A 14,304-nucleotide genomic window follows, 5' to 3' on the forward strand; every position below is an offset into this window, starting at 1 on the left:
CGAGTACACGAGGAAGCTTTCAACGCAGAGCTGCGCCGATTTTCATCGAAAATGCCCTTAACTTGAATAACCGATAGGCTGTAAGTACTTGGCAATCGCCATTCTCTAGAAAGGAGGTGATCCAGCCGCAGGTTCCCCTACGGCTACCTTGTTACGACTTCACCCCAGTCATGAATCCCACCGTGGTAAGCGGCCTCCTTACGGTTAGCCTACCCACTTCTGGTGAAACTCACTCCCATGGTGTGACGGGCGGTGTGTACAAGACCCGGGAACGTATTCACCGCAGCATGCTGATCTGCGATTACTAGCGATTCCGACTTCACGCACTCGAGTTGCAGAGTGCGATCCGGACTACGATCGGTTTTCTGAGATTAGCTCCACCTCGCGGCTTGGCAACCCTCTGTACCGACCATTGTATGACGTGTGAAGCCCTGCTCATAAGGGCCATGAGGACTTGACGTCATCCCCACCTTCCTCCGGTTTGTCACCGGCAGTCTCATTAGAGTGCCCAACTTAATGATGGCAACTAATGACAAGGGTTGCGCTCGTTGCGGGACTTAACCCAACATCTCACGACACGAGCTGACGACAGCCATGCAGCACCTGTGTTACGGCTCCCTTTCGGGCACCAAGATATCTCTACCAAGTTCCGTACATGTCAAGAGCAGGTAAGGTTTTTCGCGTTGCATCGAATTAATCCACATCATCCACCGCTTGTGCGGGTCCCCGTCAATTCCTTTGAGTTTTAACCTTGCGGCCGTACTCCCCAGGCGGTCAACTTCACGCGTTAGCTACGCTACCAAGGATTCAAACCCCCAACAGCTAGTTGACATCGTTTAGGGCGTGGACTACCAGGGTATCTAATCCTGTTTGCTCCCCACGCTTTCGTGCATGAGCGTCAGTGTCATCCCAGGGGGCTGCCTTCGCCATCGGTATTCCTCCACATCTCTACGCATTTCACTGCTACACGTGGAATTCTACCCCCCTCTGACGCACTCTAGTCGTGCAGTCTCCAATGCCGTTCCCAGGTTGAGCCCGGGGCTTTCACATCAGACTTGCACAACCGCCTGCGCACGCTTTACGCCCAGTAATTCCGATTAACGCTTGCACCCTACGTATTACCGCGGCTGCTGGCACGTAGTTAGCCGGTGCTTATTCTTCAGGTACTGTCATCCCCGCCAGGTATTAACCAGCGGGATTTCCTCCCTGACAAAAGTCCTTTACAACCCGAAGGCCTTCTTCAGACACGCGGCATGGCTGGATCAGGCTTGCGCCCATTGTCCAAAATTCCCCACTGCTGCCTCCCGTAGGAGTCTGGGCCGTGTCTCAGTCCCAGTGTGGCGGATCATCCTCTCAGACCCGCTACTGATCGTCGCCTTGGTGGGCTCTTACCCCACCAACTAGCTAATCAGACATCGGCTGCTCGTATAACGCGAGGTCTTTCGATCCCCCGCTTTCCCCCTCAGGGCGTATGCGGTATTAATCCGGCTTTCGCCGAGCTATCCCCCATTACACGGTACATTCCGATGCATTACTCACCCGTTCGCCACTCGCCACCAGGAGCAAGCTCCCGTGCTGCCGTTCGACTTGCATGTGTAAAGCATGCCGCCAGCGTTCAATCTGAGCCAGGATCAAACTCTTCAGTTCAATCTCAAGCAAATTTTCTGGCACGCAAGTTCAAAGAAATAAACAAGTATCTCTTGTCTCTTGCAGTGCAAGTATTTGGCTTTCACCAAGCACTTACACCTATCGGTTATTCGTTCTGTTAAAGAGCAGTGCTTTCGCTGCCTTCGTCACACCGGAGAACCGTTTCGTTCCCGCTGCTTCGTTCGCTGCGTCAGCTGAGGAGACGAACTATACCTGCGCCCTCACCCTCGGTCAACAGGTTTTTTGAGAAAAACATCAAAAATCCGAAAAATCGACAACAACCCTTTGATATAAAACACATCACGCAGAAAGCCTTCTTTCCACAGGCTGCCGCGCTTTGCCGTGCCAGCACTCGCTCAGCCCATTTTGCCAACGGAAAATTGAAAAAGCCGCGATATTTCGCGGCTTTTTTCTATATGAGGATATTTTGCAATTTATCTAGCGCGCTCCGCTAGCTGCGGTAGTCGGCATTGATACGCACATAGTCATAGGAGAAGTCGCAGGTCCAGACCTTGCCGCTGGCCGCGCCGCGCCCCAGCTCCACCCGCACCGTGATTTCGCTCTGATTCATCACCGCCTGGCCCTGCTCTTCCTTATATGTCGGATTTCGGCCGCCATCGCAAGCGACCAGCACATCGTCGAGATATAAGGCGAGACGATCGACATCCAGATCGGCCACGCCGGCGTAGCCGATGGCGGCCAATAATCGTCCCAGGTTCGGATCGGATGCGAAGAAGGCGGTTTTCACCAGCGGAGAACGGGCGATGGCGTAGGCCACGTCCTTGCACTCGGCCACCGAACGGCCGCCATTCACTTCCACGGTGATGAACTTGGTAGCGCCTTCTCCATCGCGGACGATGGCTTGGGCCAGTTCGATCGCCACTTCCAGCAGCGCCTGCCTCAACTGCTGGTAAGCGGGCTGCTCGTCGGAGTCGATCAGCGCGGCCTCGCTCTTGCCGGTGGAGATCAGGATGAAGCTGTCGTTGGTGGAGGTGTCGCCATCCACGGTGATGCTGTTGAAGGATTGGTCGGCCACCTCGCGCACCAGCTGGTTCAGCAGCGGCCGCGTGATCGCCGCGTCGGTGGCGACGAAGCCCAGCATGGTCGCCATATTCGGGTGGATCATGCCGGACCCTTTGGCGATGCCGGTGATCGTCACCGCCTTGCCGCCGATTTCCACCAAGCGGCTAGCCGCCTTGGCGATGGTATCGGTGGTCATGATGGCTTCGGCCGCTTCGGTCCAGTCGGCCTGATGCAGCGTCGGCAACGCAGCGATGATCTTGTCCGCCGGCAACGGCTCCAGGATCACCCCGGTGGAGAACGGCAGCACCTGCTCCAGCTGCAGTTGGTGCCGGTCGGCCAGCGCCCGGCAAACCGACAGCGCGCGGTTGTGGCCGTCCACCCCGGTGCCGGCGTTGGCGTTGCCGGTGTTGACCACCAGCGCGCGAATCTGCACCCCGGCGGCCAGATGCTCCTGGCACAGCCGCACCGGCGCCGCGCAAAAACGGTTGCGGGTGAACACGCCGGCCACGGTATTGCCCTTGTCCAGCTTGACCACCAGCACATCCTTGCGGCCAGGCGTCTTGATGCCGGCCGAGCCGACCAGCAGTTCGACGCCGGCGACTGCCGGCAATTGGCTGGCTTGCGGGGGATTCAGATTCACCGCCATGAAATTCTCCTGCATTTATATATATGCGACAGATTGTATAAGAATTTCGCCACTCATGGCTGGGCAAATCATTTGGCCTATTCCTGCGCCTCGCGCAAGCAGTTCAAGAGCGCCTCGCCATAGCGCGCCAGTTTCAGTTCGCCCAAACCGTAAATGCGCTGCAGGCCGGCCGGGCTGTCCGGCCGCTTTTCCACCAGATCGCGCAGCGTGCGGTCTGAAAACACCGCGTAGGCCGGCACATTGTGCTCGTCGGCCACCTGCCGGCGCCAGCGGCGCAGCGCCTGCCACAGCCGCTCCTCGCGCTCGGTGCGCAGCCAGCGGTCGGCGCCGCCGCTGCCGCGAGACTTCTTCTCGTCGGCCAGCGGCCGCAGATAGATGCTCTGCTCGCCCTTCAACAGAGGCCGGCAGGCATCCGTCAACACCAGCGACTGGCCGCGGGCGATATCCACCTGCACCAACTGGCGCGCCACCAGCTGGCGGACGATGGAGCGCCACCAACGCTGGTTCATGTCTTTGCCGATGCCGTAGGTGCTGAGCTGATCATGGCGATGGTGGCCGATGCTCGGATTCTGCCGTCCCAGCAGCACATCGATGACGTGGCCGGTGGGGAAGCGTTGCCCCACTCTATAGATGCAGGACAGCAGCTTGCGCACCGGTTCGGTGGCGTCGTAAGTGATGGGAGGATGCAGGCAGTTGTCGCAATGGCCGCAGGGTTTGCTCGCCTCGCCGAAGTGCGCCAGGATGTGCTGGCGGCGACAGCCGGCGGTTTCGCAAAATGCCAGCATCGCGTCCAGCTTGGACAGCTCCACCTGCTTCTGCAATTCGGCCATCTCGCCGCCTTCTATCATCTGCCGCAGTTGCACCACGTCGTTGAATCCGTAGCACAGCCAACTGGCCGACGGCAGTCCATCGCGGCCGGCGCGGCCCGACTCCTGATAAAAGTTTTCCGGGCTCTTGGGCATGTCGATGTGGGCGACGAAGCGCACGTCCGGCTTGTCGATGCCCATGCCGAAGGCCACTGTGGCCACCATCACGATGCCGTCCTCGCGCAGGAACAGCCGCTGATTCGCCTCGCGCTCCGCGTGGCTCATGCCGGCATGGTAGGCCAGCGCCTCGATGCCGTTCTCCCGCAGCCATTGCGCGGTGTCCTCCACCCGCTTGCGCGACAGGCAGTAAACGATGCCGGTGGCGCCCTGATGCTCCTGGCGGATGAAGTCCAGCAATTGCTTCTTGGCGTTGTGCTTCTCCACCACCTGGTAGAACAGGTTGGGCCGGTCGAAGCTGGACAGGAACACCCTGGCCTCGGCCAGCTTCAGATAATGGATGATGTCGAGCCGGGTCTGCTCGTCGGCGGTGGCGGTCAGCGCGATGCGCGGCACCAGAGGGAACTGTTCGGCCAGCATGCCCAGTTGCTGGTATTCCGGCCGGAAATCGTGTCCCCAATGGCTGACGCAATGCGCTTCGTCGATCGCGAACAACGCGACTTTCAAGCTAGCCAAAAATTCCTGAAAGCGCGGCGTCAGCAAGCGCTCCGGCGCCACATACAGCAGGTCCAGCGTGCCGGCTCGGGCCTGGCGGGCGATGTCGCGCGCCTCGTCCGGGCCAGTGGCGGAATTCAGGCAAGCGGCCGCCACGCCCAGCTCCTGCAACGTCGCCACCTGGTCCTGCATCAGCGCGATCAGCGGCGACACCACGATGGCGACGCCGTCGCGCAGCAAAGCCGGGATCTGGTAGCACAGGCTCTTGCCGCCGCCGGTAGGCATCAACACCAGCGCGTGGCCGCCGTGGGCCACCTGTTCGACGATCTCCTGCTGCTGCCCGCGGAATTCCGGATAGCCGAAAATATGATTGAGGATGGAGACTGCGTCGTGCATGCCGGAATGGGAGTGGGGCTGGGAAAGCGCCATTGTACGGCAAGGCGCGCCCCGGGACGAGCCGGGCAAAAAAATGGCCGCCAGGTTGTGGCGGCCTCAAGTTGGATGGAGACAATGTGAAACGAAGAGGAAAAATGCTCTCGCACTACGAAAGACCGGCGGCGGCGCGGTAAAGTTCCAAACTTTTTGCAAAAATCTGCCCCTCCGCCGCAAACAGTTTTCCCCGGCCCGCCGCTATGCGACACTGGCGCCATCTTCTTGGAGACATTCATGCGCACTCTCTTCACGCCCTTGCTCGCTCTGCTTCTGCTGGCAGGCTGCGCCACCGCGCCCCAACCGGGCACCCCGACGCAATCGGTCAAACCTGCGGCCGCCACCCCGGCCCCGGCCAGCGCAGACTGGCAGAATCTGGGTGTTTCTCCCAACGGCAACATTCTGAACGAACTGGACCTGTTGTCGATCAAGCGCCAAGGCTCGCTGGTGACGTTCCGCGACCGCAAAACCATCTTCAACCTGAAGAAGGAAAATTTCCTGACCACGCCGCGGCACAAGACCTCGCTCAACGTCTGGCAGATCGATTGCGCACAACACACCTTCCGCTTGCTGGGCATGACCTTGTTCGATGAAAACGGCCGCCAGATCGCCGCCTTCTCCTATAATGACGCACAGATAAAATCCATGCCGGTGGTGCAGAACTCCGCCAGCTACCAGCAAATGCTGCTGGTTTGCAAAGGACAGCCAGGCTTCTGAGCGCGGCAGCCCCAGTCTGGCCGCGCCGGCCCCCGCACCGCCCAACAACAGGAGCCTTCATGACCATCCGACGCGTGGTATTCAACCAGAAGGGCGGGGTGGGCAAATCCACCATCGCCGTCAATCTGGCCGCGGTGGCGGCCAGCCGGGGCCGACGCGTGCTGCTGATCGATCTGGATCCCCAAGGCAACGCCAGCCACTATCTGCTGGGCGCCGCCGCAGGCGAAGCCGGCCCCAGCGTAGCCGACCTGTTCCAGCAAATGCTCAGCATCTCGCTGTTCGGCAAAGAGCCGCACGAGTTCGTCCGCGAATCCGGGATAGACGGCCTGGCGTTGCTGGCCTCCCACCCGGAGCTGGCTGAGCTGATGGCCAAGCTGGAATCGCGCTACAAGATGTTCAAGCTGAAGGAAGCGCTGGATTTGCTGGCCCCGCGCTACGACGAAATCTGGATAGACACGCCGCCGGCGCTCAATTTCTACACCCGCTCGGCGCTGATCGCCGCCGACCGCTGCCTGATTCCCTTCGATTGCGATGCGTTCTCGCGCCACGCCCTCTATAACCTGAAAGAAAGCGCGGATGAGATTCGCGCCGACCACAACCCCGATCTGTTCATCGAAGGCATTGTGGTCAACCAGTTCCAGCCGCGCGCCAGCCTGCCGGTGCGGCTGGTGGACGAATTGAAGGCGGAAGGCCTGCCGGTGCTGGCCTCGCCGCTGTCGGCCTCGGTCAGGATCCGCGAGTCCCACCAGGCCGCTCGACCCATGATCTACCTGGACCCGCGCCACAAGCTGTCCCGTGAATTCGAGGCCCTGTATCAAGAGTTGACCGATCGCTGACGAGGAGCCCCATGCCGAGGTTGAACCGCCTCAGCTCCCTGCTGCTATGCTGCCTGCTGGGCATGGGCCTGCTGCTGGGCGAATACGGGCTGCTGCTGGAGCATGATCGGGAAGAACGCCAGCAGCAACTGCAGCATTGGGGCGCCTTAGGCACCGGCATCGTCGTGTTGCAGATGCAGAACGCGCTGGAACATTCCCGCGTGCTGGCGCAGCAGTTGGCGAGCGACCCTGGCCGCGGATTGACCGAGCTCGCCCGCCGCGTCGTCCGCGACGACAGCGTCTTCGCCGGCATCGGCACGGTGGAGCTGGTGGAGCAAAACCGCCGCTCGGCGTTCGAGAACCGCATCGCCACCAGCATACGCATCCTGCAAAACCATCATTTGCAGGCTAGCCCCATCCAGCTTCAATACTATCCGGTGGCCAGCTACCTGCCCGACGACGCCAACGCGCTGCCCCAGGGGCTGGATCTCAGCCGCAGCGGCAATGCCAAGTGGGTGCTGGACCTGGCCCGACGCAGCGATCTGCCGATGCTGCTGTCCGGCCAACCGCTGGATTCGGGCTCGTCTCGCCTGGACGTGGTTACCCGCCTGGGCAACGACCACACTCTCCTGCTGCTTCACCTGCGCCAGGACAAGCTGATCCAACCCATCAGCAATGAACTGATCAGCGGCAACCCGTTGCACCATGTCCGGCTTCTGGTTTGGGGCAAGAGCCAACCGGACCGGCCTCTGCTCGACTCGTCTCCCGGACGGCCGCTGCCCACCGACTCGCCCATCTTCTCACGACACAGCACCTTGGGCGGCGCGGAACTGCAGCTGGGCGCCTACGCGCTGCGCCCAGTGCGCGCTCAGCTCGGCCCCGTCGCTTGGTCCATACTGGCCGCCTCCGCGCTCATGCTGGCCGCGCTGTTGCTGATGCAGCACCGCCAATTGCGCGCCCAGCTGCGCGAAGAGGCCCAAGCCGAGCAGCTGCGTCAGCAGTTGCTGGAAAACGATCGCACCCTGCGCGAACAGATCAGCGACCGCGAGCAATCGGAACAGGCGCTGGCGCAAAGCGAGGCCAGGCAACGCGCCATCCTGCAGGCGAGTTCGGACGCCATCATCCTGATAGACCGCAGCGGCCACATCATCCAGGCCAATCCCGCCGCGGCCAAACTGGTGGAGCAAAGCGCCCAGTCGTTGGAAAACCTGCCGGTGGGCGTGCTGTTCCCCGAACTCTACAACGCCTCGCCCGAACATGCCTTCGAACATACGGCCCAGCGCCATGAAGGGCGCCCGTTCGAAGCCCATCTTTCCCGCAGCGATGCCCAGCATTTGCCGGTGGAGCTGTCCCTGAGCCGGGTGGTGATGCCAGATGACTGGTTCTACGTCACCGTGTGCCGCGACATTTCCCGTCGCAAGGAGCAGGAAGAAGCGCTGATCAAGCTGAAAAACAGCTTGGCGGAGCAGGTAGAGGTGCAAAGCCGCCAATTGGCGGCGCTGCTGGACGCCAGCCCGCTGGCGATGGCCTATATCGTCGATCGCCATCTGCGCCAGGTGAACCACGCCTTTCTGGAGCTGTTCCAGCAACAAGGCATGGACGTCATAGGCCACCCCACCATGCACTACTTCGAGAACCCGGAGCAATGGGAACGCACCGGCAAGGCGCTGTACAGTCTGCTCAATGACGGCAAGGTGGTGCAGACCGAAGTCAAACTGCGCACAGGCAAAGGCCAGTTGTTCTGGTGCCGGCTGCATGGCCGTGCGGTGAACCCCTCGGTGCCCAAATTGGGCACCATCTGGGTATACCAGGACATTTCCGCCCAGCGCGCGGTGGAAGAGACGCTGCGCCACGCCAAGATACTGGCCGAGGAGACCAGTCGCGCCAAGACAGAGTTCCTGGCCAATATGTCTCACGAGCTGCGAACGCCGCTGCACGCCATCCTGGGCTTCACGGAAATGGGCCAGCTGCGCGCCCAGGGCATGGGCGAAACCAAGCTGGAACAATACTTCGCCCGTATCAACACCAGCGGCAGCCGACTGCTGACCCTGCTCAACGACTTGCTCGACATGGCCAAGATGGAGGTGGGCAGAATGGAGTACGCGATCGGCCGCGGCAATCTGACCCAGTGCTTGCGCGAGGCCGGCGACGAAATGACCCCGCTGGGCGCCCGCAACCAGATTCAGCTGCAACTGGTTTGCGAACCTGACCTGCTGATCGCCGACATCGATCCCTTCCGCATGGGCCAGGTGATACGCAACTTGCTGTCCAACGCGATCAAGTTCAGTCCCCCCGGCTCCGAAATACGGATCCAGGCGCATCAGGTCGAACGCGAGGGACAAGACTGGATCATGGTCAGTGTGGAGGACTCAGGTCCCGGCATTCCGGACAAGGAGCTGGAAACCATCTTCGACAAATTCATCCAGAGCAGCACCACCAAGACCGGCGCCGGCGGTACCGGCCTGGGACTGGCCATCTGCCGGGAGATCCTGCATGCCCATCACGGCTGGATCACCGCCGGCAACTTGCCGGGCGGCGGCGCCATCTTCACATTCGCCATCCCCCGCCATTTTCAGCTCATGAAGGAGGAAGACTCCGATGCCACATAAACTCCTGCTCGTCGACGACGAGCCCTTCAACCTGGAATTGATGGCGGAACTGCTGCAGGACGCCGGCTACGAAACCCAGCAAGCCGAAAACGGGGAGATCGCCTGGGATATCCTGGCGCGGGAAGGCGAGCAGTACTCGACCGTGCTGCTGGACAAGATGATGCCGGGCATGAGCGGTTTCGACGTGCTGAAGAAGATCAAGGCGGAGCCCAGGCTGGAGTTCCTGCCCGTGATCATGCAGACGGCGATGGGCGCTGCCTCCAGCGTGCAGGAGGGGCTGGCTGCGGGCGCATTCTACTACCTGACCAAGCCGTTCTCCCGCGACATGCTGCTGGCCATCGTCGAAGCCGCGGTAGGCCACTGGGACCGCTACGCCCACTTCCGCGAGCTGGCCAATCTGCACGTGGACGCGCTGCGCCACCTGCGCTCCGCCACGTTCCGCTGCCGCAGCCACCGCGAAGCCCAGGCCGTCACCGCCCTGCTGGCCAAGACCTGCCCCCAACCGGAGCGGGTGGCGACCGGCCTGTTCGAACTGCTGGTCAACGCCATCGAGCACGGCAATCTGGAGATCAGCTACGAGCAAAAAAGCCAGCTGATGGCCAGCGGCGACTGGGAGCAGGAACTGGATAATCGGTTGCGCTCCCCAGCCTACGCCGAGCGAGAAGTGGCGGTGGAGTTCGTTCATCAAGGCGATCGGGTCCAGTTCGCCATCGAGGACATGGGGCCGGGATTTGATTGGGCCTATTACCAGGATGCCGAGCCGGCATCGCTGATGAACAGCCATGGCCGCGGCATCCTGATCGCGCGCAAGCTGTCCTTCGACGACCTGCATTACCAGGGCAAGGGCAACCGGGTGGTGGCGACGGTCAGCCTGGCGTGACCGTTTCTCCGCAAGCCCCTGCATCGCGCCAATAACGAGCCTCCTCGCGCCGCAGGCAGCGCCAGGCCAGCTCCCGGCCCATGTCCAGCGTCAGCGCGCCGTCCAGATCGGTCCGCAGTACTGTCGCGCCGGCTTGCCGCAAGCGCTCCAGCACCTGTGGATGCGGATGGCGATAACGATTCAGATGCCCGGCGCTGATCACCGCCACGCGAGGGCGGACAGCTTGCAGCCAGGACTCGCTAGTCGCGGTGCGGCTGCCGTGATGGCCGGCGATCACCGCGCTGCTGGCCAGCCTCAGATTATCCTGCGCCGCCAAGGCCTCCTCCAGTGCCGCCGGCGCATCGCCGCTCACCAGCAGCGCCTGGCGCGCGGTGGCCACACGCAACACGCAGCTGTGGGCATTGTCGTCATCCGCGCGCCATCCCGGCGGCGGCCCCAGCACATCGAAACGAACGCCGTCCCAAGCCCAGCCCTGCCCCTGCATGCAAGCGGAAGCCCCCGCAACGGTCTCCGGTTGCCCAGCCAGCACGCGCGCCGCCGGCAGTTCGGCTCGTACGCCAGCCGCGGCGCCGTCGTGATCGCTGTCATGATGCGACAACAGCAGCGCGTCCAGCTTGTCTATGCCCAGGCCGCGCAACTGAGGCAGCACCACCCGGCCCGCCTCGCCGGCGCCGGTATCGAACAACAAGGCGTGATCAGCCGTCTGCACCAGCACCGACAAGCCCTGCCCCACATCCAGCACCGTGGCCCTCATCGCTCCCCATTCCGGGCCTGGCGGACGATAAACCAGCAGGGGCAGCAACAACATGGCGGCCAGCGGCTTGCCCGGCACGCCTCGCGGCGCGATCAGCCAGACGCTGCCCGCCGCCGCCAGCGCCAACATCGCCCATGGCGCGCCGGCGACATGCCAGGCGGGCCCCCGCGCGCAAGCCTCCACCATCCAATAGAACCCCCGCACCAGCCATCCCGCCAGCGGCAGCAAACCGTCCCAAGGCAGGGCTACCGCCAACAGGGACACCGGCGTCAACAAGATGGAAACGTAAGGTATGGCCAACGCATTGGCCAGCGGCGACAGCAGGGGAAAGCCACCGAACAACGCTGCCAGCGGCACCAGGCTGGCCACGCCAGCCGCCCATTGCCCCGCAGCCGCGGCCCGCCAGCCCGCAGCCGGACGCCGCCGCGCCAGCGAACTGAGCATCAGGGCCGCGACGAGGCCGAAGGACAGCCACAGACCGGGCGTCAGCGCCGAGAACGGATCCAGAAACAACACCAGCGCCAACGCCAGCCACCAGGCCTGGAACGGCGACAACTGACGTCGCCACAGCAAGCAGGCGCTGCCCACCGCCAACATGAACAGCGTCCGCTGAGTCGGCACCGTGAAGCCCGCCAGCAGCGAATACAGCGCCGCCGCAGACAGCGCCAGCATCGCGGTCGCCACCCGTGGCGCGCGCAAGCCTCGAACATGCCGGAGCAGCCTGGCGCATGCCCAGGCGGCCAGCCCAGCCAGCATGGTGATGTGCAGACCGGATACCGATACGATATGGGTCAGGCCCGTGGCCGCAAACAGTCGCCAATCCTCACGCGCTATCCTCTGCTGCGCCCCCACGGTCAGAGCCGCCACCAACGCCGACTCGCGGCCAGAGCCTAGCACGCGTTCTATGCGGGCGACCTGGCCGCCGCGCCATTGATCGACCCAAGCCATCAAGTCATTGCGGTCCGGCAGGCGTTGTCTCGGTTTGGCGGCCGAGCCGCTGGCAAGCAGTCCCTCCGACCACAACCAGCGCTCGGAGTCGAAGCCGAAAGCATTGGCGCTGCCCCGCCTGGGCTTGAAGCGCGCGCTCAGCTGCCAGCGACTGCCCGGCGGCCAGTCTCGTTTCTGGTAGTCGTGCAACTGAACCCGCCCCGGCAATACCACGCCAGGCGTCAGGGTACGCTCCACCTCCAACACCAGCCGAACACCGTACTCTCCCGGATCGGACAACCCCCTGACGGTCGCCGTCAGCGCCACCGGCTTCTGCCACCACGCTGGCGGCAAAGCCTGCTCCAACCTCCATTGCGCGCGCAGCGCGGCATAACCCAATCCCAGCACGAAAACCAGCAGACACAAAACCGCCTCCCGCGCACCAGGCCTCAAACGCACCTGCCAGGCCAGCGCCGCAGCTATGGCAATCATCATGCCCAGCCACCCCATCCCGGGCAAGGCCGGCAGAAACGCGCAGGCGATGATGCCCGCTACCCAAGCCATCCATCGGGCCATGCCGGCCTCCGATCCCCTTCTTTTGTTGTTCGCTAAGTAAAACCACTAAACAAAACAAAGGACAATGTTGATTGAATTTAAAACCCAATGGGCTAAACCTATGTCAAGCGCAAGGCATTTCCCCCTGCCGGCACCCCGCCGACGGGATCATCTGACGAAGGAGCGAACGTGGAAGCTTATATCGGCAGCATTATCCCCTTTGCCTTTGACTACCCTCCGGTAGACTGGGCGCAATGCCAGGGCCAGACGCTGCAAGTCAGCCAGAATCAGGCCCTGTTCGCCGTGATCGGCAACCATTACGGCGGCAACGGCAGCACCACCTTCCAGTTGCCCAACCTGTGCGGACGGATGCCGATCAGCACCGGCCCGGCCCAGCCCACCTACAACCTGCCCTCCTACGCGATCGGCAACTTCGGCGGCCAGCAAACCGTCGCCCTGCTGACCGCCAACATGCCGGTGCACAACCATGGCACCTCCGCCGTCAACGTGAGCTTCCAAGCCAGCACCATTCCCAATCCGACGACCCCGGCCAGTTCCCCCAGCGCCAGCAACCCCTATCTGGGCGCGTCCGGCGGCGGCACCGGCCTGGCGACCATCTGGAGCCAGCAGCTGGAAAGTCCGGTCACCGTCAAGGGCTTGGGCTTGAGCGGCAATACCGACGTGGCCGGCGGCAACACCCCGGTCAGCGTGCTCAATCCCTATCTGGCGCTGAACTTCTGTATCGCGGTGCAAGGCCTGTTCCCGACCCGCCAATAAAACCCGCCAGACTCATCCACCATGCCGCCTGGCCACGATGTCAGGCATGCCAATCCGGCGGCGCGCGCGGCGCGCCGCCGGTGACTCAAGGGGAAGAAATATGCTGGACACGCTTAGCTGCGAAGACTTCGCGCCGCTGATAGGGCATAGCTGCCGTTTTCAGGCACACCCATTGCCGGAGTTGGAATTGAAAGTGCAATCGATCCGGCAGAAGCCCCTGTCCCAGGTTCCCGGCCGGGAAGGCGTCGAACGCACCCCTTTCGTCGTGGAGCTGGTCGCAGCCTCGCAGACTGATCTGGTCGACGCCGTAGGCCGCCTCAGCCTGCCCGCCGTCGGCGCGCTGCCCGAGCGCACGCTGGACAATGTATGGATCAGCCGCACCGGAGCGATGGGCAGAGACCGCAGCCACTGCTACTTCCAGCTCCCGTTCAACTGAAACCGCCCGCGCGAGCGCGGGCCATCGCAGCGGCGCCTGCCGGCGGCCCGCTCCGAAGCCGCTCAGCCAGCGCCCACCCTCGTCCGCTGAGCTTGCGGATGCCAAACCAGCTTGTCCGCCATCGCGCCGGCTTCCTCCATCACAAAACCCAATGACTGGTACACGCCGCGCGCCTCGCCATTGTGATGCCACACCACGGCGGCCAGCGGCGCGCCCACTTGCCTGGCCGCCTGTTGCAAGCCCTGCAGCACGGTCTTGCCATATCCCCGCCCTCTCGCTTCAGGCAACATGGCCAGGAAAATGATGCGCACCTCGTTGTGGCCGAAATCGACCATCACCGCCCCTACCGCGCTCCCCGCTTTCTCGACGATGAAATGCATCGCGTTCGGGTACTGCTGCCCGGTTCCCTGCTGCAATACCTGCAATTGCTGACGCTGCACGCTGTCGATCAGCTCGACGCCGCCGTCTATCCACTGCAAATCCGGCCGCGCGCTGCGGTAAATGCGTTCGATGCACGGCGCATCCAACGGCCCAGCAGGGCGCAGGGACAAATCGTGGCACAGCGAGGAGAAATTAAGTTCGGCAGCCATTTGGCATTCCTTGTCGTTAAA

10 protein-coding genes and 1 rRNA gene are annotated in these 14,304 nt (G+C 62.7%); 6 read left to right on the forward strand and 5 right to left on the reverse strand.

The features are described from left to right. Window positions 1-109: 109 nt before the first annotated feature. From DK842_RS06920 to recQ, 3 genes are all read right to left on the reverse strand, one after another. Window positions 110-1,647: ribosomal RNA gene (locus DK842_RS06920) — 16S ribosomal RNA — on the reverse strand. A gap of 451 nt (window positions 1,648-2,098) precedes the next feature. Further along, on the reverse strand, window positions 2,099-3,316 hold the full coding sequence (gene argJ / locus DK842_RS06925) for a bifunctional glutamate N-acetyltransferase/amino-acid acetyltransferase ArgJ (protein ID WP_114063653.1): 1,218 nt from the start codon (window positions 3,314-3,316) through the stop codon (window positions 2,099-2,101). Between the two features lie 77 nt (window positions 3,317-3,393). Further along, entirely contained in the window at window positions 3,394-5,190 is a 1,797-nt protein-coding gene (recQ, locus tag DK842_RS06930; protein WP_114060802.1) for a DNA helicase RecQ, read from the reverse strand. A gap of 270 nt (window positions 5,191-5,460) precedes the next feature. On the opposite strand from recQ, the gene DK842_RS06935 reads away from it, so the two are divergent. The 4 genes from DK842_RS06935 to DK842_RS06950 are packed head-to-tail and all read left to right on the forward strand — an operon-like array spanning window position 5,461 to window position 10,244. Next, window positions 5,461-5,940: a surface-adhesin E family protein gene (locus DK842_RS06935; protein ID WP_114060803.1), complete on the forward strand. Its 480-nt coding sequence runs from the start codon at window positions 5,461-5,463 to the stop codon at window positions 5,938-5,940. Window positions 5,941-5,999: 59 nt separating this feature from the next. Then, a complete protein-coding gene (locus DK842_RS06940) occupies window positions 6,000-6,776 on the forward strand; it encodes a ParA family protein (protein ID WP_114060804.1) in 777 nt (258 codons plus the stop codon). An 11-nt stretch (window positions 6,777-6,787) separates the two neighbouring features. After that, entirely contained in the window at window positions 6,788-9,364 is a 2,577-nt protein-coding gene (locus DK842_RS06945) for a sensor histidine kinase (RefSeq protein WP_114060805.1), read from the forward strand. Beyond that, on the forward strand, window positions 9,354-10,244 hold the full coding sequence (locus DK842_RS06950) for an ATP-binding response regulator (RefSeq protein ID WP_114060806.1): 891 nt from the start codon (window positions 9,354-9,356) through the stop codon (window positions 10,242-10,244). The genes DK842_RS06945 and DK842_RS06950 overlap by 11 nt, the downstream gene beginning before the upstream one ends. Here DK842_RS06950 and DK842_RS06955 read toward each other — a convergent pair. Continuing rightward, complete coding sequence (locus tag DK842_RS06955; RefSeq protein WP_114060807.1) at window positions 10,231-12,501, reverse strand: DNA internalization-related competence protein ComEC/Rec2; 2,271 nt, start codon at window positions 12,499-12,501, stop codon at window positions 10,231-10,233. The genes DK842_RS06950 and DK842_RS06955 overlap by 14 nt on opposite strands. Window positions 12,502-12,669: 168 nt before the next feature. On the opposite strand from DK842_RS06955, the gene DK842_RS06960 reads away from it, so the two are divergent. Together DK842_RS06960 and DK842_RS06965 are read left to right on the forward strand one after the other, a co-directional pair. Continuing rightward, window positions 12,670-13,257, forward strand: a complete 588-nt coding sequence (locus tag DK842_RS06960) for a phage tail protein (RefSeq protein WP_114060808.1) — start codon at window positions 12,670-12,672, stop codon at window positions 13,255-13,257. 100 nt (window positions 13,258-13,357) lie between these two features. Next, window positions 13,358-13,693: a hypothetical protein gene (locus DK842_RS06965; protein WP_114060809.1), complete on the forward strand. Its 336-nt coding sequence runs from the start codon at window positions 13,358-13,360 to the stop codon at window positions 13,691-13,693. A gap of 62 nt (window positions 13,694-13,755) precedes the next feature. Here DK842_RS06965 and DK842_RS06970 read toward each other — a convergent pair whose 3' ends face one another. Then, window positions 13,756-14,283 (reverse strand): GNAT family N-acetyltransferase, encoded by a 528-nt coding sequence (locus DK842_RS06970; RefSeq protein ID WP_114060810.1) that lies wholly within the window; start codon window positions 14,281-14,283, stop codon window positions 13,756-13,758. Window positions 14,284-14,304 lie beyond the last annotated feature (21 nt).

The organism is Chromobacterium phragmitis (genome assembly GCF_003325475.1).
Classification (GTDB): domain Bacteria; phylum Pseudomonadota; class Gammaproteobacteria; order Burkholderiales; family Chromobacteriaceae; genus Chromobacterium; species Chromobacterium phragmitis.